This is a genomic window from Vagococcus jeotgali (assembly GCF_035918315.1).
GTDB lineage: Bacteria > Bacillota > Bacilli > Lactobacillales > Vagococcaceae > Vagococcus > Vagococcus jeotgali.
The window spans coordinates 1,961,948-1,983,750 of the sequence record NZ_CP142146.1; the positions used below are offsets into that span (position 1 = coordinate 1,961,948).

20 protein-coding genes and 1 riboswitch are annotated in these 21,803 nt (G+C 34.3%); of the genes, 6 read left to right on the plus strand and 14 right to left on the minus strand.

All coding sequences use genetic code 11. The annotated features are described in order from the left end of the window. Positions 1–15: 15 nt before the first annotated feature. The 5 genes from VSF34_RS09680 to VSF34_RS09700 all read left to right on the plus strand — a co-directional run bounded on the left by VSF34_RS09680 (position 16) and on the right by VSF34_RS09700 (position 4,621). Complete coding sequence (locus tag VSF34_RS09680) at positions 16–672, plus strand: phosphatase PAP2 family protein (RefSeq protein ID WP_326717089.1); 657 nt, start codon at positions 16–18, stop codon at positions 670–672. Beyond that, positions 673–1,623, plus strand: coding sequence for a tRNA modification radical SAM protein MnmL/YtqA (mnmL, locus tag VSF34_RS09685; RefSeq protein WP_326717090.1), 951 nt, complete (start codon positions 673–675; stop codon positions 1,621–1,623). A gap of 2 nt (positions 1,624–1,625) precedes the next feature. Continuing rightward, the gene (gene mnmM / locus VSF34_RS09690; RefSeq protein ID WP_326717091.1) at positions 1,626–2,207 is read left to right on the plus strand and encodes a tRNA 5-(aminomethyl)-2-thiouridylate-methyltransferase MnmM; all 582 of its coding nucleotides are present in this window, start codon (positions 1,626–1,628) and stop codon (positions 2,205–2,207) included. 103 nt (positions 2,208–2,310) lie between these two features. After that, entirely contained in the window at positions 2,311–3,951 is a 1,641-nt protein-coding gene (locus tag VSF34_RS09695; protein ID WP_326717092.1) for an ATP-binding protein, read from the plus strand. Further along, complete coding sequence (locus tag VSF34_RS09700; protein ID WP_326717093.1) at positions 3,932–4,621, plus strand: response regulator; 690 nt, start codon at positions 3,932–3,934, stop codon at positions 4,619–4,621. The genes VSF34_RS09695 and VSF34_RS09700 overlap by 20 nt, the downstream gene beginning before the upstream one ends. Before the next feature lie 48 nt (positions 4,622–4,669). Here VSF34_RS09700 and VSF34_RS09705 read toward each other — a convergent pair whose 3' ends face one another. From VSF34_RS09705 to metK, 4 genes are all read right to left on the minus strand, one after another. Then, a complete protein-coding gene (locus VSF34_RS09705; RefSeq protein ID WP_326717094.1) occupies positions 4,670–5,671 on the minus strand; it encodes a 2-hydroxyacid dehydrogenase in 1,002 nt (333 codons plus the stop codon). A 29-nt stretch (positions 5,672–5,700) separates the two neighbouring features. After that, positions 5,701–6,756 carry an AEC family transporter gene (locus tag VSF34_RS09710; protein WP_326717095.1) on the minus strand — a complete coding sequence of 352 codons (1,056 nt, stop codon included), beginning with the start codon at positions 6,754–6,756 and terminating at the stop codon, positions 5,701–5,703. Between the two features lie 261 nt (positions 6,757–7,017). Next, positions 7,018–8,493, minus strand: coding sequence for an MDR family MFS transporter (locus tag VSF34_RS09715; RefSeq protein WP_326717096.1), 1,476 nt, complete (start codon positions 8,491–8,493; stop codon positions 7,018–7,020). A 61-nt stretch (positions 8,494–8,554) separates the two neighbouring features. Further along, positions 8,555–9,742 (minus strand): methionine adenosyltransferase, encoded by a 1,188-nt coding sequence (metK, locus tag VSF34_RS09720; RefSeq protein WP_326717097.1) that lies wholly within the window; start codon positions 9,740–9,742, stop codon positions 8,555–8,557. Continuing rightward, positions 9,740–9,826, minus strand: a riboswitch (SMK box riboswitch). It overlaps the preceding gene by 3 nt. 109 nt (positions 9,827–9,935) lie before the next feature. Between metK and VSF34_RS09725 the strand changes: the two genes are divergently transcribed. After that, a complete protein-coding gene (locus VSF34_RS09725) occupies positions 9,936–10,694 on the plus strand; it encodes a hypothetical protein (RefSeq protein WP_326717098.1) in 759 nt (252 codons plus the stop codon). A 37-nt stretch (positions 10,695–10,731) separates the two neighbouring features. On the opposite strand, the gene deoD is transcribed toward VSF34_RS09725, so the two are convergent. The 10 genes from deoD to VSF34_RS09775 form a co-directional block, all read right to left on the minus strand. Then, a complete protein-coding gene (gene deoD, locus VSF34_RS09730; protein ID WP_326717099.1) occupies positions 10,732–11,439 on the minus strand; it encodes a purine-nucleoside phosphorylase in 708 nt (235 codons plus the stop codon). Positions 11,440–11,451: 12 nt separating this feature from the next. After that, positions 11,452–12,267, minus strand: coding sequence for a purine-nucleoside phosphorylase (locus VSF34_RS09735; protein ID WP_326717100.1), 816 nt, complete (start codon positions 12,265–12,267; stop codon positions 11,452–11,454). Between the two features lie 13 nt (positions 12,268–12,280). Further along, a complete protein-coding gene (gene deoB, locus VSF34_RS09740; RefSeq protein ID WP_326717101.1) occupies positions 12,281–13,453 on the minus strand; it encodes a phosphopentomutase in 1,173 nt (390 codons plus the stop codon). 83 nt (positions 13,454–13,536) lie between these two features. Beyond that, a complete protein-coding gene (locus VSF34_RS09745; protein ID WP_326717102.1) occupies positions 13,537–14,499 on the minus strand; it encodes an ABC transporter permease in 963 nt (320 codons plus the stop codon). Continuing rightward, entirely contained in the window at positions 14,499–15,617 is a 1,119-nt protein-coding gene (locus VSF34_RS09750; protein WP_326717103.1) for an ABC transporter permease, read from the minus strand. The genes VSF34_RS09745 and VSF34_RS09750 overlap by 1 nt, the downstream gene beginning before the upstream one ends. Then, a complete protein-coding gene (locus tag VSF34_RS09755) occupies positions 15,610–17,175 on the minus strand; it encodes an ABC transporter ATP-binding protein (protein WP_326717104.1) in 1,566 nt (521 codons plus the stop codon). The genes VSF34_RS09750 and VSF34_RS09755 overlap by 8 nt, the downstream gene beginning before the upstream one ends. A 171-nt stretch (positions 17,176–17,346) precedes the next feature. Next, positions 17,347–18,468, minus strand: a complete 1,122-nt coding sequence (locus tag VSF34_RS09760; protein WP_326717105.1) for a BMP family lipoprotein — start codon at positions 18,466–18,468, stop codon at positions 17,347–17,349. A gap of 39 nt (positions 18,469–18,507) precedes the next feature. After that, positions 18,508–18,909, minus strand: a complete 402-nt coding sequence (locus tag VSF34_RS09765; protein WP_326717106.1) for a cytidine deaminase — start codon at positions 18,907–18,909, stop codon at positions 18,508–18,510. 347 nt (positions 18,910–19,256) lie between these two features. Next, entirely contained in the window at positions 19,257–20,558 is a 1,302-nt protein-coding gene (locus VSF34_RS09770) for a pyrimidine-nucleoside phosphorylase (RefSeq protein WP_326717107.1), read from the minus strand. A gap of 124 nt (positions 20,559–20,682) precedes the next feature. After that, positions 20,683–21,684: a LacI family DNA-binding transcriptional regulator gene (locus tag VSF34_RS09775; protein WP_326717108.1), complete on the minus strand. Its 1,002-nt coding sequence runs from the start codon at positions 21,682–21,684 to the stop codon at positions 20,683–20,685. Between the last annotated feature and the right edge of the window lie 119 nt (positions 21,685–21,803).

Below are 21,803 nucleotides of genomic sequence, written 5' to 3' on the forward strand. Positions count from 1 at the left end.
TTTTAGGAGGTTCTTATGGAAAAAACAAAATTATATTGGTATTATGCAGCAAGTATTTGTCTATTATTATTTGCAATGATTGCTTATTTTGTCGTATCAAATGTGGGGGTTTTAGCTGGACTTGATGATCCTATTATTCACCTAATACGTGGTAATTTAACTCCTGAGAAAACAACGATTTTTAAATATTTTACAAAATTTGGTAACACCTCAACGATTGTCTTACTAACTGCTTTAGTTGCTGGACTTTTGTATGTCAAAGCAAAAGATAAGGTAGCGAGTTATTGGTTATTAATCAATATCATCTTAATTCAAGGTGCTGGTAACTTTACTTTGAAAAAAATATTTGACCGTCCACGTCCAGATGTTGAACATTTAGTGACAGCTTACAATAATAGTTTTCCTAGTGGTCATGCTATGGGAAGTATGTTGTTTTACGGGACTCTGATCTTTTTAGCTCATCGCTATATCCAAAATAAAGGATTGCGTTTAACGATTCAAATTCTATTTGGCATTCTAATTTTACTTGTTGGAACAAGTCGGATTTATTTAGGGGTTCACTACCCAAGCGATATTTTAGGTGGGTACTTACTAGGAGCTGCTTGGTTGTGCTTTAGTTACCCGTTCTTTGAAAAATATGAATTTATCCAGAATTTTAAGGGGAAGAGATAAATGTTTCAATTCAATGAAGGAGACAATAAACGTTATTACACATGGAACACAGCTTTAAGGGAAGTGTTCCATGATAAAGTTTTTAAAGTTCCCATTGATGGTGGGTTTGATTGCCCAAATAGAGATGGTACAGTCGCTCATGGTGGCTGTACTTTTTGTAGTGTCTCAGGTTCAGGGGATATGATTGTTGCACCAAGTGATCCTTTACCTATTCAATTTATTAAAGAGGTCGAGCAAATGCATCAAAAATGGCCTCAAACTACTCAGTACATTGTTTATTTTCAAAATTTTACTAACACCCACGCCCCACTTGAAGTCATTAAACATCGCTTTGAACAAGTGATTAACGAAAAAGGTGTGGTGGGTTTATCGATTGGAACTCGTCCTGATTGCTTACCTGATGATGTCATAGAGTATTTGGCAGAGTTAAATGAACGCCTGTACCTATGGGTGGAACTTGGACTTCAAACAACTTATGAATCTACTAGTAATATGATTAACAGGGCCCATGATTACCAAACTTATTTAGATGCTATATCAAAACTTAGAAAACACAACATCAACGTCTGTACCCATTTAATAAATGGACTACCTGGTGAAACTTATGACATGATGATGGAAAATGTGAAACGAACAGTATTAGACTCAGATATACAAGGAATTAAGCTTCACCTGCTCCACTTAATGAGTAATACACGAATGGAGAAGGACTACCTAGAAGGAAAACTACAACTCCTAACACAAGAGGAATATACTGCTTTAACTTGTGATCAATTAGAAATTATCCCTCCAGAAATTATTATTCACCGCCTAACTGGAGACGCTCCTCGTGATACAATTATTGGACCTATGTGGAGTTTAAAAAAATGGGAAGTCCTAAACGGGATTGACCATGAATTACAAAAAAGACAAACCTATCAAGGAATTTATAATATCAGGCAAAGGAGCTAGTTATGTTACAAACAGCACTTAGATTTAGTCATGATTTACTAAAAGAATGTGTCAAACCAGGAGATGTGGTGGTAGATGCCACGATGGGAAATGGGCATGATACTTATTTTTTAAGACAGTTAGTTGGAGATACTGGTTTTGTTTATGCTTTTGATATTCAAGAAGAAGCACTACTATCTACCCAAAGACGCTTAGAAAAAGATAACTTATTTAACAGGGTTGAATTAATTCATCAAGGTCATGAAACAATTGATAATATATTCCCAACTGATACTAAGTTAAATGCTGCTGTTTTTAATTTAGGATATTTACCACGAGGAGATAAATCCATCACCACACTAAGCCAAACAACATTAAAAGCTCTACGCTTTATGCTAGATAAACTAGCTGATGAAGGTAGAATTATTTTAGTTCTCTACTCAGGTCATGATAGTGGCAAAGTAGAAAAAGAAGATGTCTTAATGTTTGCTGAAAAACTCCCACAAGAAGAATTTTCAGTTCTAACATATCAATTTATTAATCAGCGTAATGCCCCACCATCTCTTTTATGTATCGAAAAGAGAAAAACACAGACTAAAAGCTAATGTTATCTTCTAGCTTTTAGTCTATTTTTTATAGTCAACCAACGTCACTAGTATAACCATGATATAATAACAACAGCCTTATTTATGTTAGGAGTCCATCAATATGAAACAAAAGCTCAAACAATTTTTTAGCCGTATATCACTACAAACGATTATTATTGCTATTGTTACACTAACCATTTTTATTTCTCTTATTTCTACCTCCTTTTTTATTCAAGATTATGTCGTAAAAAATGAATACACTGATGCAAAAGACAAAATGGAAACTATCGCTAAAATATTTGCTACTAATGAGCAAGTAAAAGAAGCGATCATGAACGATGAACAAGCAAGTGTGATTCAAAACTTATCTTTAGAAGTTGCTAAACTGAGCGATTTAGATTTTATCGTAGTATTAGATAAAGACTTAATTCGCCTATCCCATCCTGATTCTAGTGCTATAGGTAAACCATTTTCAAATATTGAAGATGCTACAAAAGCTCTTAATGGGACTGAACATTTTTCTACAAGGGAAGGTGTTTTAGGAGATGGGCTTCGTTTTTTTGTTCCTGTCAAAGATGACGAGGGCAATATTATTGGTGTGATTTGTGCTGGTATGACTATTAGTACCATTGATGCTGAAATATATGGCTTACAAAAGCGGATTAGTTTAGGTTTGCTACTAGGATTAGCTATTGGAATCATCGGAGCTATCATTAGTAGTAAAACAATTAAATCAATTCTCTTTGGGCTTGAGCCAAAAGATATTGCAAGTATGGTAACTGAAAAAAACCTAATTAATGATGAGATTAACGAAGGTATTATCGCCATTGACCAACATCATACCATTACATTAGCCAATCATGCTGCTAAATATATGCTTCATGAGGTAGATATTAACTTAGTTGAGCAGACAATGATTGATGAGGATATATTCAATTTATTGTTTAGACATTGTTTTAATTCTCAAAAAAAAGAAACTGATCAAGAAGTCACTTTGCATCATTTAAGTTTAATTGCTTCAATTTCACCAATTTTTAATAACAAGGTGTTCAATGGTGCCGTAGTTACTTTTCGTGATCAATCTGAAATGACACAACTTATGCATACATTAAGAGGTAGCCAACAATACATTGATGCTCTTAGAGCCCAGACACATGAATTCATGAATAAAACCCATGTCATTATGGGCTTAATCGAACAAAAAGATTATAATAGCGTCCAAGCCTATATTAAACAAATTAGCCATGACTATAAAAAAGAAGTAGGGTTTGTGACTGATATGATCAAATCTCCTGCCATAGCTGGATTTATCATTGGTAAAATTAATGAAGCCAGTGAGCAAGATGTGACTATTATTTTAGATAATCAATCATTCTTACCAGAACTTGCTATGACTGATACAATTCATGAAGTCGTTCAAATTCTAGGATCATTGATTGATAATGCTATTGATGCTACAAAAGGGCAGATGATCAAACAAATCAATTTATTTATTTTATACGAATCAGAAGGAGATATTTTAATTATTGAAGTCAAAGATACAGGACAAGGTATTCTTACTGAGTCTAGTGATATGATTTTTCAAAAAGGGTTTTCTACTAAAGGAGAAAATAGAGGTTACGGCTTATCTGCACTCTCTCAAATTATGAAACAACATGATAGCACAATTGATATACAACCCAACAAACCTCATGGTACTATTTTTTATATTGAATTACCTGGTATTAAGAAAGGGGCTTACAATGAAAATACTTATTATTGAAGATGATCCAATGGTTGCTCAGCTAAATGAACAATTCTTAAAAGAAACCCCCACTGTTACTGTTGTAGGTAATTGTCGGAGTACACTAGAAGCAAAAGAAATCATGACTCAGACTGCAATAGATTTACTCCTACTAGACAACTACCTCCCACAACAGACGGGGATTGAATTCTTAAGTGAACTTAGACAGATGAATAATCATATCGGTGTTATCTTAGTTACTGCAGCTAATGATATGGAGACAATTGATAGAGCTTTAACACTTGGTGTTATTGATTACTTAGTCAAACCCTTCTCATCAGATCGTTTCCATCTAGCAATAAAAACAGCCTTAAATAGAAAACGAATTATGGAACAATTTAATAATGTTAATCAAGAAAATATTGATAAATTATTCCATGACCAAATAGATAAGAAAACAAACTTAACCTTTGATGAAGAAAGTTTACCAAAAGGATTATCAAAATTAACTATGAAAAAAGTACTTCAGCATATTGAAGTAGAACCAACTGCTTTTTCAACAGAACAACTAGCCAAAAAAATTGGTATCTCTCGTATTTCAACAAAAAAATATTTAACTTATCTAGTGGAAACAAATACCCTGGTTGAACATATGGAATACCAAGATATTGGACGACCTATTACCCTTTACACATTAAATCAAGCATAAAAAAATTCCTTCTATTGGCAGAATAGAAGGAGTTTTTTTATTTAATTTTTATAGCACACTATTGGCAGTTGAACCTGTTTCTAAGACATCATTGAAGTTTTCATAGCTTGTTTCAATCATATTCATTAGAGCCTCATCAGTGTTAGATCCAATATGAGGTGTTACAAGAACACGTGGATACATATTGATTAATTCTTCAACAACTGGATCTGGTAAATCTTGGTCTTCACCAAATTGTTTAAAGAATAAATCTTTTTCATTGGCAAACACATCTGTCCCAAATCCTTCTAAATGATTAGATTTTAAGGCTTCTAAAATCGCTTCATTATCTTGTAACTCCCCACGAGCTGTATTGATTAAAATAGCACCTGGCTTCATTTTACTAATGAATTCAGCATTAACCATTTTGTCATTTTCTCCTGGAATATATGGTACATGTAAACTAACAATATCAGATTCAGCTAATAAGTCATCTAGAGATGTATAAGTTAACACATCACGTACTGCATCATTTTCATAAATATCATAACCTAAAACTGTGGCACCTAAACCTTTGAATAATTGAGCTTCAGTAAAACCAATTTTTCCAGTTCCGATAATCCCAACTTTACAGTTTCTGATTTCTTTACTAAACATTGTATTATCTACAATGAAATTTCTCTTAGATGTTCTAGCAGTTGTATGTGCAGTGTGACGTAGTAGCATCATAGCTAGTGTTAGTGATAACTCAGCAATCGCATTTGGCGAATATGATGGCACACGAGCTACCTCTAAGTTGTAATCTTTTGCCGCATCTAAATCAATATGGTTAAAACCAACTGTTCTAGTAAAGACATATTTTACACCATGATCTTTCATTTTTTCAATGTTTTCACGGTCAGCTACACAGTTTCCTCTAAGTAACACAGCATCATGATTATAGGCAGTTTCAATGTTGTCATGTGTTAATAAATCTTCAATCAAGGTTAACTCATAACCATATTTGTTTAAATCATTAAAATAAGGAACTTCGTTAGGTCTTACCCCGTAACACGCAATTGTAAATGTCATTCCAGTTTCCTACTTTCCATTTGTATTTTTTAGAAAATACCCATTTTACCAATAACTTCTAAGACAATAATCCAAACAGGTGTCATAACAACGGCTAAAACTGTTGAAATTAGTGAAGCATTTGATGCTAAAATAGGCTTTTTGTTGAAACTGATCGCATAGGCAGCTGCGACAGTTGCAGTTGGTGCTGCCATCATTATAATAATTGTAGCCAAAGCTTCAAAGCTTATTGGTAAAATATTTGTAATTGTTAATAAAGTTAATAAAACAATATTGATTAGTGGTACAATAATCACTTTCATAAAACTATAGTACCAAGATGTTTTATCAGATGCAGCATCTTTAAAGCTTACTTCACCAAGTGTTGCTCCAATTGATAGCCAAGCAAGTGGTGATGCTAAACCGGCTAAGTAAGTCATTGGTTTAAATAACCATACAGCTGTCTGATCAATTCTTAAGAAGGCAACTTGGTGAGCCACACCTTCTGGATTCATAACTGTCACTTGTGGTAAGTATCCCTGGAATACCCAAATTAATAAACCGGCAAATGTAGCAATGATGATTGGATTCATAAACATTGTCTTAATATTTTTAGCTTCCATTTTTAACCCACTCATTTTAATGTAACCATATGAGTATAAGAAAATACGGTAACCAATGTTAAAGATAGATGAGAACATTACCCCAATTGGACCATATAAAGCACTAACGATTGGTGTTCCAAAGAATGTTGTTGATCCAAAAATAGTTAAAACACGTAGAGTATCTTGCTCGTCACCTTTGTATTTCATAAATAATGGCTTAGAAACAAAAATTAAAATAATATAAATCAAAATACCCCAAACTAATACGTTACGACCTTGTCTTAATGTTTCATGATCAATATCTTGCATAAATGCGTTAAAAGCTAATGCTGGAAGTGCTACTGTTAATACAACTTTTGATAAAATTTTACCAACTTCAGCTGAAAAAATACCTTTCTTACGGCAGAAAAAACCTAATAAAATAATAAAGACTGTAGACGTGATAGCACTAACTATATTCATATCCGTCATGGTTGATATAATAACTTCTCCTATGTGCATAACTGAACCCTCCAAAATTTTTATATGTTATACCACAAGAGTTCCCTTCCCTCTGTGCTATATTCATAGCATAAACCATCATTGTGAAAAAATTAACTATATGTAACTAATGATACTTTTGTAACTTATGTAAGTAATATTTTTTATATGATTTTTATTATGAAATAGGTATTTTAGCTGATTTCTTATTTTTTAATAGTTTTTCATCTATGTTTTATTATTGTTAATATTTTCACTTTAAGGCTCAAAAAAACAACTCTATTAAAGAGTTGTTAAAGAATCTTTCTTTTGAAAATAATTTAAAACATAAGAAATAATAATTAGGCTGACACCAACAATAAACACGTTGTGAATGCTTTCGTATAATACACCTCTTAAGTCTCCTACTAAGTGTTGCGGTAGTGACCCTGCTGTGTGAGGGTTAATTAATTCATTCATCATATCCTTATCTAGGCTTAAAGCCTCACGTTTTGTTAATCCATTATTCATCGTTTCATTTAATACTAAACCAAAAATAGAAATCATGATTGTTTGACCCACTGTTCTTGATAGAGTGAAAAATGAAGTCGCTACTCCTATAAACTCGTGTGGAATACTAGTTTGAGCTAAGACAGTTAAAATCGTCATAGTCATACCAAAACCAATTCCTAACACTCCTGAGAAAACTAAAAATAAACCGTATGATGTAGTAGCATTAGCTAATACTAAAAATAGGCCACCTATAAGAATTGGCAGTAAACTAATCATAATTGATAGTCTACTATTCCATACTTTCATAGCCTTTCCACCAGTAAATGAGCCAACCATCCAAATCACTGACATCGGAGCTAATACGATACCACCTAAGGCAGCTGTTGTCCCTTGAATCCCTTGCATCCACATAGGAATATAAACCTCTACACCCATTAAAAAACCACTAATGAGGGCTGCTATAATATTTACAATGACAAATGTTCTATTCTTAAATAAATCAAGTGAAATAATTGGGTCTTTAGCACGTTTTTCTACCCAGACAAACCCAATCACACCTAAAATAAATAAGACAAATGAACCAATCGTTACAATACCAAAACCTTCTTTTACCATTTGGAAGCCGTATAATAGAAATAAAAGCATCACCATCATTAAAATGCTTCCCAAATAATCAATAGGAGCTTTGTCAACCACGCGTTTTTCCTCAACTAAGAAAATCCAAACTAAAATCATTAAAATAATACCAATCGGAACATTTATTAGGAAAATCCAGTGCCAACTCCACGCGTCAACAATAAAACCACCAGCCAGAGGTCCTACAATACTTGCAATTCCCCAAGCAGCACTATTTAAACCTAAAATGCTTGCTCGTTTATCCACTGGGTAAATATCAGCAATAATGGTTAAAGAGACAGGAACAATAGAGCCTGCTCCAATTCCTTGAATCGCTCTAAAAATAATTAATTGCATCATATTTTGACTCATTCCTGAAAGGGCCGAGCCGATAATAAAAATTAATACTCCCGTTAAATAAATCGGTTTACGACCGATTTTATCTGCCAATTTCCCATAAATTGGTGTCATCATCGCACTGGCTAATAAATAAATCGAGAATACCCAGTTCATAATCTCTATACCTTTTAACGACCCTACAATAGTAGGCATTGCCGTTGAGACAATCGTTCCCTCTACAGCTGTCATAAATGTGGCAATAAACACACTAGCTGTAATCACTTTTACATTTGTTTCTCTCCTCTTTTGCATATCTTCCCCCTAAAAAAATTGAACTCTGATTAGACAGGTGCCTAATCAGAGTCTTGTTATGCTATTCATTAAAAAATGCTTTTAAAGCATCTACTTTATCCGTTTGCTCCCAAGTAAAATCAGCCTCTTCACGGCCAAAATGACCATATGCAGCTGTTTGTTGGTAAATTGGACGTCTTAAATCTAGCATGTTTATAATACCAGTTGGTGATAAATCAAACAACTCCCTAACAGCTAAAATTAATCCTGATTCAGGAACAGTACTTGTCCCAAATGTTTCAATTGAAATAGAGACAGGCTGTGCTACACCAATAGCATAGGCCAATTGAACTTCACAAGCAGAAGCAAGTCCTGAGGCAACAATATTTTTTGCAATGTATCTTGCTGCATAACTTGCTGAGCGGTCAACTTTTGTAGCATCTTTACCAGAGAATGCACCACCTCCGTGGCGAGCATATCCTCCGTAAGTATCTACAATAATTTTACGCCCTGTTAGACCAGAATCTCCTTGAGGACCCCCAATAACAAAACGGCCTGTTGGGTTAATATAATATTTTGTTTCATTATCTAATAAATTAGCTGGAATGACATCTTTAATAACTAAGTCCATCACATCTCGCTGAATTTCTTCCAAAGTCACATCTTCATCATGTTGTGTACTCACTACAACTGTATCCACACGTACTGGTTTTTTATTTTTATCATACTCTACAGTTACTTGAGATTTAGCATCTGGGCGTAAATAACTAAGCGTACCATCTTTACGTAATTCAGATAATTTACGTGTGATTCTATGACTTAAAGCGATAGGTAAAGGCATTAATTCAGGTGTCTCATCAATAGCATAACCAAACATTAACCCTTGGTCCCCTGCACCTAAGTTTTCCACATTATTATTATCTTCACGCGTTTCAAGTGAAGCATCTACCCCCTGAGCAATATCCGGTGATTGCTCATCGATTGCTACCATAACAGCACACGTATCTCCGTCAAACCCATGGAGTGCACTCGTATAGCCAATCCCTTTCACTGTCTCTCTGACTACCTTTTGAATATCAATATAGGCTGAGGTTGTAATCTCGCCAAATACTAACACTAATCCCGTGGTCACTGATGTTTCACAAGCAACTCTAGCCATTGGATCTTCTTTTAAGATAGCATCTAAAATAGCATCACTAATTTGATCAGCTACCTTATCTGGATGACCTTCTGATACAGACTCTGATGTAAATAACATTCTTTCTTTCATAATTTTCCATTCCCCCTATTTTTTGGTCGGTTACAAGGCATTTTTACAACAAATGTAAATCCTATCGGGAATCTTGTAACCCTTACAGTATAACAGAATTTTTTTTTTTTACCTACTGAATACTAGGATACCCTTGACCTTTCACAAAACTTACCATAAAGTAAGATTATCAAATAAAAAAGAGGGAAACATCTTGATAAAAAAACAAATTCTATGGCAAAACATAGCATTAACATTGATTATCGTCGTTATCCAAACTATCATATCCATACTACCTAGCATTTTATTTCTAAGAAATAGTAGTCAAGGAGCAAGTGTTTTAACATTCATGGTTATCTACTTACTTATTAGTGATTTTTTCCAACTTGTTGGCCAATCTTCCTATAAAAAAGGGAAGTTTATGTCTATTCCTATTTATGGCATTAAAATTATTATTAGTGTGATTTTAATTTTGCTAATTATCAAACAGACTGCTCTTCAATTTGGATTAATTCTACTAGCTTATGAGTTGTTTCAATTACTGACTTTTTCGAAACAATTTTTTTATATGGATTCAGTACTCTACTCACTGACAAATGCATTTTTTAAAGGTATTGTCTTTAACCAGCTACTCACTATACAATACCCTTATAATTATGACTTTGAGTTAATTCAACCATTTATCTTCTCCTTTTTAATTATTTTACTCATCACTGTTTTAACACAAGGCATGTATACCTTTTTAAAACGCCATGTTAAATTTTTCATTTTAGGTATTGTCAGTCTTATTGCTATTTATTTCTTACTTATACATCAGTTAATAGGAAATCAGCTAAACATTGCTAAATTTATTATCTTTATTATCCTAAACATTGGTACACTTTATTTCTTTTTAACATCAGATCATACAAAAAGAAAAGAAGTCGTACTTAATCTATTTGCTTTAATCAGTCTATATATTTACTACATATAAAAAATGAGGGTGACTCAACAGTCACCCTCATTTTTGTCTATTCTTTAATTAATGTTTCAAGTCCTACAATCATCATCTCTTCAAATGTTGTTTGACGCTCTTCTGATGTTGTTTCCTCACCTGTAATCATATGATCACTTACTGTCATTAAAGCTAAAGCTTGAACGTTGTACTTAGCTGCTAAGTAATAAATAACTGCTGCTTCCATCTCAACACCTAACACACCGTATTCACCTAATTTAAAGACTGGTGACAGGTCATCATCATAAAATGTATCATTTGATAAAACATTTCCTACATGGATCTTAAAATCTTTTTCCTTAGCAATGTTATAAGCTGTTGATAATAAATCGTAATCAGCGATTTGTGGGAAATCAAAGTTAGGAAAATCTTTTCTAATAATCGCAGAATTAGTTGCTGCTGCTTGAGCTAGAACTAAATCACGTACATGAACATCTTCACGCAAAGCACCACAAGTTCCTACACGTAATAATTTTTTCACATCATACTCACGAATTAATTCATTCACATAAATAGCAGCAGAAGGCATTCCCATTCCTGTTCCTTGAACAGAGATACGATGTCCTTTATAAGTCCCAGTGTAACCTAACATACCACGAACCTCATTATAACATTTAGGATCTTCTAAAAATGTTTCTGCAATATATTTTGCTCTAAGTGGATCTCCTGGTAGTAAAATTTTATCAGCGATCTCACCTTTTTTTGCTCCAATATGTACACTCATAATTTAGCCTCCTTAAATTCTCTCTAACGTACGTTTTACTAATTCTTTAAAATCAGCTTTAACACGCTCTGTTGTTTCTACAACCTCTTCGTGATTTAAATTAGCTTGCATACCAGCAGCCAAGTTAGTCACACAAGTAATCCCTAACACACGCATAGACATGTGATTAGCCACAATCACTTCAGGAACTGTCGACATACCAACAGCATCAGCACCTAATGTACGTGACATGCGAATCTCAGCCGGTGTTTCATAAGTTGGACCAGAGTATCCCATATAGACACCTTTTTGTAAGGTAATTTTAAGCTCAGTAGCCACTTTTTTAGCTACCTCACCATAAGCTTTATCATAAGCTTCTGACATATCAGGGAAACGTGGACCTAAGTCTTCTTCGTTTTCTCCCATTAATGGATTATCTCCTGTAAAGTTGATTTGGTCAGTGATTAACATTAAATCCCCAGGTGAGAATGATGTGTTCACACCACCAGCAGCATTTGTTACTACTAATGAATCTGCTCCTAGTGCTTTCATCACACGAACTGGAAAAGTAACAGTTTGCATAGAATGTCCTTCATAGTAATGGAAACGACCTTGCATTGCTAATACTTTTTTACCTGATAAAGTACCATATACTAATTGCCCAGCGTGACCTACTACTGTTGATACTGGAAAGTTTGGAATATCTTCATAAGGAATCACAACTTTACCCTCAATCTCATCTGCCAACTCACCTAAACCTGAACCTAAAATCAAACCAAAATCAATGTTACCAACACCTTGACTTTGAATAAATGCTGCTGTTTCATCTAATCTTGCTCTTAATGTCATGTCTATAAACCCCTTATTTCAATAATTTTAAAAAACTTTTCCCATTTTCTGTTGCAGGAACATCAAAATTATCTGCAATTGTTGCTGAAATATCAGCAAAATGACCTTGTGGTAATTGGCCATGACCAGTCATTTTTTCACTATATGTTAATAGTGGTACATACTCACGTGTATGATCTGTTCCAGGGAAGGTTGGATCATTACCATGATCAGCTGTGATCATCAATAAATCATCCTCCTCCATAGCTGCATAAATTTCTGGAAGTCTTTTATCAAATTCTTCCAAAGCTTTACCATATCCTTCAGTGTCACGACGATGACCAAATAATGCATCAAAATCAACTAGGTTAGTAAAACTTAATCCAGTGAAGTCTTCTTTCATTACATCCAATAATTTATCTACCCCATCCATATTTGATGCTGTACGAACAGAATCTGTTATTCCTTGCCCATTAAAGATATCATTAATCTTACCAACAGCAATCACATCTTTTCCAGATTCTTCTAAAGAATTCAGTACTGTCTTACCAAATGGATCAAGAGCATAATCATGACGATTTGGTGTACGTTTAAAGTTACCAGGCTCACCCAAGTACGGTCTAGCAATAATACGACCAATCATATAAGGATCATCTTTTGTGATCTCACGTGTATATTCACAAATACGGTATAACTCATCTAATGGAATCACATCTTCATGAGCTGCAATTTGTAAGACAGGGTCAGCTGACGTATAGATAATCAAGTCTCCTGTTTTCATTTGTTCTTCACCAAAATCTTCAATAACTTGAGTACCACTATAAGGTTTATTTGCCCCCATAATAATACCACGTCCTGAAAATTCGCTAATTTTATCTAATAGGTCTTGCGGAAAACCTTCTGGGAATACTCTAAATGGTGTTTGAATGTCAAGTCCCATAATTTCCCAGTGACCTGTCATTGTATCTTTACCAACAGAAACTTCTTCTAATTTTGTTGCATAACCTAGGTGATCTTTGACTGGTTTTACACCTTTAAGATTTTCAATAGTACCTAATCCTAATTCTTCCATATTCGGTACATCTAAACCAACAGTATCAGCAATATGACCTAGCGTGTGACTACCTTTGTCACCGAATTTTTCTGCATCTGGAGCTTCTCCAATACCCACAGAATCCATAACGATTAAGTGAATTCTTTTAAACATTTCTATTCCTTCTTCCACTTATATTTTATTAAAAACCCTCCTCTAATATAGAGGTACTAACTAGAGAAGGGTCATAAATCATATTATTTAGATTTAATATATGTTTTACCAATTGCTTTAGGTCCTTTAGAGCGTCCAAAGAACAATACTAAAACGATAATTGTTAATGCATATGGTGCACTTTCTAAGTAAACTTTTGGAATACTTGAAATAATTGGTAAGCTGTCTCCTACAATACTTAAGTTTTGTGCAAAACCAAAGAATAGGGCTGCTCCCATAGCGCCAAGAGGATTCCACTTACCAAAGATCATCGCAGCCATCGAGATGAAACCTTGACCAGAGATCGTTGTAATAGCGAATCGTCCAGAAATTGTTTGAGCAAATACCGCACCACCAATACCACCTAAGAAGCCAGAAATTAACACACCAGCATATTTCATACCGTAAACATTAATTCCTAACGTATCAGCAGCTTGAGGATTCTCACCTACTGAACGTAATCTCAAACCAAAACGTGTTTTATAGATAACAAACCAAGCAATAATAGCAAACAGAATCGCTACAAAAGCTGGAGCTGATGTCTTCTCAAATAATAAAGGACCAATAAATGGGATTTTACTTAACCCAGGAACTTTCCAATAACCAAACGTTTCAACAACTTGATCCGTTTGACCTTTTCCGTACAACACTTTAACTAAGAAAATTGCTAAAGCTGGTGCTAACATGTTGATAACTGTACCACTAATGATATGATCTGCACGCAAGTTAATTGTCGCTACCGCATGTAGAACAGATAGTAACATACCAACGAATCCACCAACAAGTAAAGCAAGCCACGGGGTCCATACACCAAATGTACTTGCAAATGTTAAGTTAAATACGACTGAACTAAAAGCACCCATTACCATGATACCTTCTAAACCAACGTTAACAACTCCACCACGCTCAGAGAACGTTCCACCAAGTGCTGTAAAGACTAGAGGAGTTGAGTAAACCAGTGTTTGTGTAATAATCGAAGCAATTGTTGACATTGTATCTGCACCCATTATGATTTACCTCCTTCAACTTTACTAACTTGTGTTACTTTTTTCTCTTTGTTCTTATCTTCAATTTTTTTCAAAATAAATTTGATTAAATAACTAATACCTACAAAGAAGATGATTGAGGCAATAATCACATCTACTAACTCTGTTGGTACACCTGCTCTTAGTGGCATACCTTGTCCACCAAGTTTTAAAATACTAAATAGTAAAGCAGATAGTAAGATACCAATTGAAGTACCACCACCAAGAAGTGAGACGGCCATACCGTCAAAGCCAATACTTAGTGAACTACTTTGAATAAAGAAGTTGCCAAATGTACCAAGTCCATACACAACCCCACCCATACCAGCTAAAGCTCCTGATATCACCATTGAAAGGACAATAATTCTATTACTATTCATACCAGCATACTTAGATGCAAGTGGGTTTAAACCAACTGATGTAATTTCATATCCAAGAGTTGTTTTCTTCATTAAGAACCATACTAAAACTAAACAAATAAGAGCAAAGAAAATACCTAAGTTAAGCCTTGAACCACCACTAATACTTGATAAAAATTCTGTTCTAAGGGATGCGTTTGCTCCAACCATTTTCGTTGTTCCTTTAGTTGAAATAAATTGTTCAGGGATAACATTATTAACCAAGTGAGTACTGACGTATAATAAAATATAGTTCATCATAATTGTTACAATAACCTCACTGGTTTCGTTATAAGCTCTTAGTATCCCTGGAATAGCTGCTGCAAGTGCCCCGGCTAATACACCAACAACAATGACAATAGTCAAAGCAATAGGTTTTGGTACAGACTCGCCAATTGCTAAACCAACCCACACACTAGCAATCCAACCAGCTAAAGCCTGACCTGGAAGACCAATATTAAAAAATCCAGCTGCACTTGCAACCGAGAATCCCAAAGCTGTAAAAATCAAAGGACCGGCTGTTACAAAAATCTCACCAATACTTTTTGGTGATTGAAAAGCTGTATCAAGCATGGCTTTATACCCTAATATCGGATTGTAACCAAAAATCATCATAATAATAGCACCTAAGATGAATCCCATAACAACAGATAAAATAGGAACTAAAATACCATTCATCTTACTAAATTTAAATCTAAACATCAGTTCCACCTGCCTTCATGCCTAATTCTTTTCTTGCTTCTTCCAATGAATAACCAGCCATTAACAGACCCAACTCATTTTCAGTAGTTTCCTTAGGATCAACAATCCCAACGATTTCCCCAGCATGGATAACAGCAATCCGATCAGATACATTTAAAATTTCTTCTAATTCAAAACTAACAACTAAAACAGCTTTACCTTTATCACGGTGATTAATTAAACGCTTATGTATATATTCAATGGCACCAACGTCAAGACCACGTGTTGGTTGAGACACAATCAGTAATTCCGGATCACGATCCATCTCACGAGCGATAATTGCTTTTTGTTGATTACCACCAGATAATGCTTTAACTGGTACTTTTTCACTTGTTGTACGAACATCATACTCTTCTATTAGCTGTTTAGCATATGAATCCATATAACCTTGATCTAATATGCCTTTTTTACTCATTGGAGCGCGGTAATACGTTTGTAAGGCAATATTTTCTGATACTGTCATATCAAGAACTAATCCGTACTTATGCCTGTCTTCAGGGACATGTCCAACGCTTGTTTCTGTAATTTGACGTGGTTTTAGATTAGTCACATCTTTATCTCGAACCATCACCTTACCTGACTCAACTTTTGTCAAACCAGTAATCGCTTGAATTAATTCTGTTTGACCATTGCCATCAATCCCTGCAATACCTACAACTTCTCCAGCTCTAACATCTAAACTCAAACCTTTAACAGCATCTAGTCCACGACTATCTTTAACTACCAAATCTTCTACAGATAAAACTACCTCTTTTGGATCAGCCGGTTTTTTCTCTGTTTTAAATGATACAGAACGTCCAACCATCAAGTCAGCTAATTGTTGAGATGATACGTCTGCAACATTAACCGTATCAATACTCTTACCTCGCCTAATAACCGTACAACGATCAGCTACTTTCTTAATCTCATCTAACTTATGCGTAATAATAATAATAGATTTACCCTCTTTAACTAACTCTTTCATAGTTAAAATCAGCTCATCAATTTCTTGAGGAGTCAACACAGCTGTCGGCTCATCGAAAATAACAATATTAGCGCCACGATAAAGTGTTTTTAAAATCTCAACACGCTGCTGCATCCCAACAGAAATATCACTAATCAAAGCATTTGGATTCACTTCCATACCATACTGTTTCGAAATACGCTCTAACTCTTTGATTGATTTACCACTATCAAGAACACCATTTTTAATTGGTTCATCACCTAATATAATGTTCTCAGTTACTGTAAAAGCATCAACTAGCATAAAATGCTGATGCACCATACCAATTCCCAAACGATTTGCATCTGTCGGGTTTGCAATTGTGACCGGTTGACCGTCCATAAAAATCTGACCGCTTGTCGGTTGTAGCAATCCAGATAAAATATTCATTAAGGTTGATTTACCAGCACCGTTTTCTCCTAACAATGCGTGAATCTCACCTTTTTTAATCTGGAGATTGATATTGTCATTTGCTTTAAAATCACCAAATTGTTTTGTGATATTACGCATCTCTATGACATAATTTTCCTCACTCATGATTTCACACCTCTTCATTATTATCACACTTCAAAGTTTAGACTTTGAAGGAAAGAGAAAATTTATTTTCTCATTTCTTTAAAGCCTAAAAAGAAAAAACTTTATGGAAAGTTTTCCATTTTCATTATGTCTACTTCCCATAAAGTCTTCTGATTTGTGTGTCTTTAATTATTATTTTTTAGCTGCTTTTTCTGGAGTTTCTGGAACTTCTACTTTTCCATCAATAACATCTTTACGTGCTTTTTTAACTGCTTCAATTGCTTTGTGATCTAAGTGACCTTCAGTTAATTCAACACCGCCTTCTTTAAGACCATAAACTAAAGTATCTCCACCAGGGAATTCACCTTTTTGAGCTTTTTCAGTTACGTCTTTAACAGCAGCTCCTACACCTTTAACAGTTGAAGTTAAAGTAAAGTTATCTTCTTTACCATCTTTGTTTTTGTAGTTTCCATCTTCTTCTTGATCTCTATCTACACCGATAACCCAAACTTTTTTATCATCACTTGCTTTTTCATTTAAATCTTTAGCTTCTTGGAATACACCAGTTCCAGTACCACCTGATGCATGATAAATGATGTCCACACCACTTTGATACATATTAGCAGCTAATGCTTTACCTTTAGCTGGATCACCAAATGAAGCTGCATATTTCACATCAACTTTAATATCTTTACCTAATTCTTTTGCTCCGTCTTCAACACCTTTTTCAAAACCAGCTTGGAAACGGTCAATAACGACACCTTCTTCACCACCAACAAAACCTACTTTATCAGTTTTTGTTGAATGAGCTGCTGCAATACCAGCCAAGTAAGCTGCTTCATTATCTTTAAATGTTAATGACACAACGTTATCTTTTCCTTCAATAACAGCATCTACTAAACCAAATTGAGTTTCTGGATTTTGATCAGCTGCAGCTGCAATAGCATCTGTTAGTAAGTAACCAATACCAAAGATTGTTTCAAAGTTACTTGAAACGGCTTGATCAATATTTGTTGTATATTGGCTAGCATCTGTTGATTGGAAGTAATCGTATCCTTTAACACCTTTTTCAAGTTTGTTTTCTTCACCCCAAGATTTTAAACCTTCCCAAGCTGATTGGTTAAATGATTTATCATCTACCCCACCAACGTCAGTAATGATAGCTGCTGTATGTACTTCGCTATCTGGTTTTGCATCAGATACGTTTTCTCCACCGATTGTTTTATCGGCTTTGTCTGCGCCACCACATGCTGTTAGAGTTAAAATTAATCCTGCTGTTAATAGTCCTGCACCAAATTTTGTTGATTTCTTCATCTTGAAAAACCTCCGCTTAGTTTTTGTATTTTGATATAGTTATTCAACTTCTACTTCTACAAAAGAATATGGTAATAATTCTCGCATCGTTGTTTCTTTAATATCCCCTTCTAAATTACATAATGTAACAGGCATATCTGGTTCACAAAACTCGACTAATACTTGTCGGCATGCTCCACACGGTGATATAGGCTCTCTAGTGTGTCCAACGACAACTAAATGTTTAAATTCCTTGTCACCTTCTGAAATAGCTTTAAAAATCGCTGTACGTTCAGCACAATTTGTTAAGCCATAAGAAACATTTTCAATATTACAGCCTTCATATACTTTCCCTGACTTTGTCACCAGCGCTGCACCGACTGGAAATTTAGAATACGGCACATAAGCTTTGTGATAAGCATGTTTGGCATGCTCAATCCATTTTTCTTTTTCGTTTGTCATCGTGCTATCTCCTTTTCTTTTCTCGGCATCTTAACCTTAGACAATTCAGAGAATGTTTTGGTGATACCAAACCCCTCCTTTTTATATTAATAATCTTTTTTACTTCTTCCATCATCTGTTTCTAATAATCATTATAACCCATTTTGTGCTTTTTCGTATGAAAACTCTTACTTTATTAATATTCATTAATTATAGCTTAGGTTTAAAATAAAAAAATATGACAGATGTAATTAAGTATAAAAGACTTTAATAGATTATGTTACCTCTAAAATTAAAGATACTATTTTTGAGAGAAATTTTCAATATTCATTAGAAAAATATGAACTTTTTTTCATAATTTTTTTTTATTATTCGGTTATTATTTTATGAATCAAAACAGGTTCCTCACCAGATTCACCAATCTCAATATTGTCATAGATAACAGTCATGACATCTTTCACATCTTCTCTGTTAGCCTGGATTGTCACTAATGGCTCACCTTCAACAACTTCATCACCGACTTTTTTATTTAAATAAAGACCCACTGCATAATCAATTGATTCTTCTTTAGTACGACGCCCTGCTCCAAGCATCATAGCTGCAACACCGATTTGATCTGCCACAATTTTAGATACTACACCTGATTTTTTAGCAGGTACTTCAATAGTATATTTAGCATGTGGCAAAAGCTCAGGATGATCAACAATTGAATCATCACCGCCTTGATTACGAATCATTTCTTTAAATTTATCTACTGCAGCTCCACTATTAATACTCTCTTCTAACATATTACGAGCCTCTTCTAGTGTATCTGCTTTTTTAGCTAAAACTACCATTTGGCTTCCTAAAACATAAACCATTTCCATTAAATCCTCAGGCCCATTTCCTTTAAGTGAATCAATTGCTTCAATAATCTCATTAGAGTTACCAATCGCATTTCCTAAAGGCTGAGACATATCAGAGATAATGGCCATTGTTTGACGATTAGCTAAATGACCTATTCTCACCATTGTATGAGCTAAACGCTCAGCATCATCTAAATTTTTCATAAAAGCACCATCACCAGTTGTCACATCTAACACAATCGCATCAGCACCTGAAGCGATTTTTTTACTCATAATAGAACTGGCAATTAATGGAATTGAATCAACAGTTGCTGTAACGTCTCTTAAAGCATAGATTTTTTTATCAGCTGGTGCTAAGTTACCCGACTGGCCTGTCACAGCCACATGACTCTCATTAACAAGTTTTGTAAACTGATCATTAGGTATTTCTACTTGAAAACCCGGAATAGCCTCTAGTTTATCAATTGTTCCACCTGTATGGCCAAGACCACGACCACTCATCTTAGCCACAGATGCACCTACAGAAGCCACTAATGGCGCTAAGACAATTGTTGTTGTGTCTCCAACACCACCTGTTGAATGTTTATCTACCTTAATACCTTCTATATCTGATAAATCAATAACATCCCCCGACTGACTCATAGCCGTTGTCAGCCAAGTTATCTCTTCATCTGTCATATCTTGAAAATAAACTGACATTAAAAAGGCACTCATTTGATAATCTGTAATATCCTCTGATGTGTAGCCATCAACAATAAAATCAATCTCTTCTTTTGTTAATGTTTTACCGTCTCGTTTCTTTTTTATTAAATCAACCATTCTCATGATAAAATACCCCAATTCTTTTTAGTAAAACGTTTTACGAAGTATCTAATAAAAATCAGTAAAACGATTTACTAATCATTTTCAATTTATAACAGCGCTTTCAATAAGTAATTTATCATGTATATCACTTATTGTCAATTACTTTTGTACTATTTCTAACAATAAATTTTGTTTCAAAAGTTTTATTAGGTACTGGTTCATTCGGAAACTCAATAGCTCTAAGTAAGTAGTTAGCTGCTGTATAGCCAATTTCAAAAGCTGGTTGAAAAACAGTTGTTAAAGGTGGAGTTAAAAATGAAGAAATTTCTAAATCATCAAATCCTACGACAGATAAATCATCAGGAATGGTTAAGCTTAGTTCTCTTGCTGCTCGGTAAGCACCAACTGCCATCTGATCATTTCCACAGTATAGAGCTGTTAGTGGTATCTTTGCTAATAATATTTTAGCTGCTTGATAACCACCATCAATAGTTAAAGGGCCACGACTTAAGTAATCTTCTTTATATAAAATATTGTTATTCATCAAACAATCATAATAAGCATCAAAACGTTCCGTCATTTCATAATAACCAATTTCATTAGTTAACATCCCTATTTTGGAATGCCCGCCATCTATCAGATGTTGTACTGCATCATATGTCCCTTTGTATTCATCAACTAATAAATTACCTTCTTTACGTGTGTTCAGACCTCTATCAATTAAAATATAAGGACTATGCTTCAAATCTTTTTCAAGTTCATGGGAGTTTGGACTAGCCAAAATAATACCATCTACTGATCTATTTTGGAGTTGTTTGATATAATCTTTTTCCATATTTTCTGAATGTCTTGAGTTACATAATAAAATCATATACCCTTTTTTATTAAAATAAGTTTCCACACCTTCAATAACTTTAGAGAAAAACAAATCTGTCACATCAGGTACAATCATTCCCACAGTTTTTGATTGTTTACTAATCATATTTTTAGCAAAATAATCTGGATTATAATCGAAATCCTTAACAGCTTTTAATACTCTTGCCTTAGTTTCTTCACTAAATCTATCACCCTTATGATTTAAAATTTGTGAGACTGTTGTTGTTGATACACCAGCTATTTCAGCTATTTCTTTAATAGTAATTTTCACTCACTACCGCCCCCACCTTAGTTTATCTGGTTATATCATAACAAACTATATCCTAAATAAATAGTCGAAAAAACATATGAAAAAAACCTTGAAATTTTCAATCCAAGATTTTTATAACG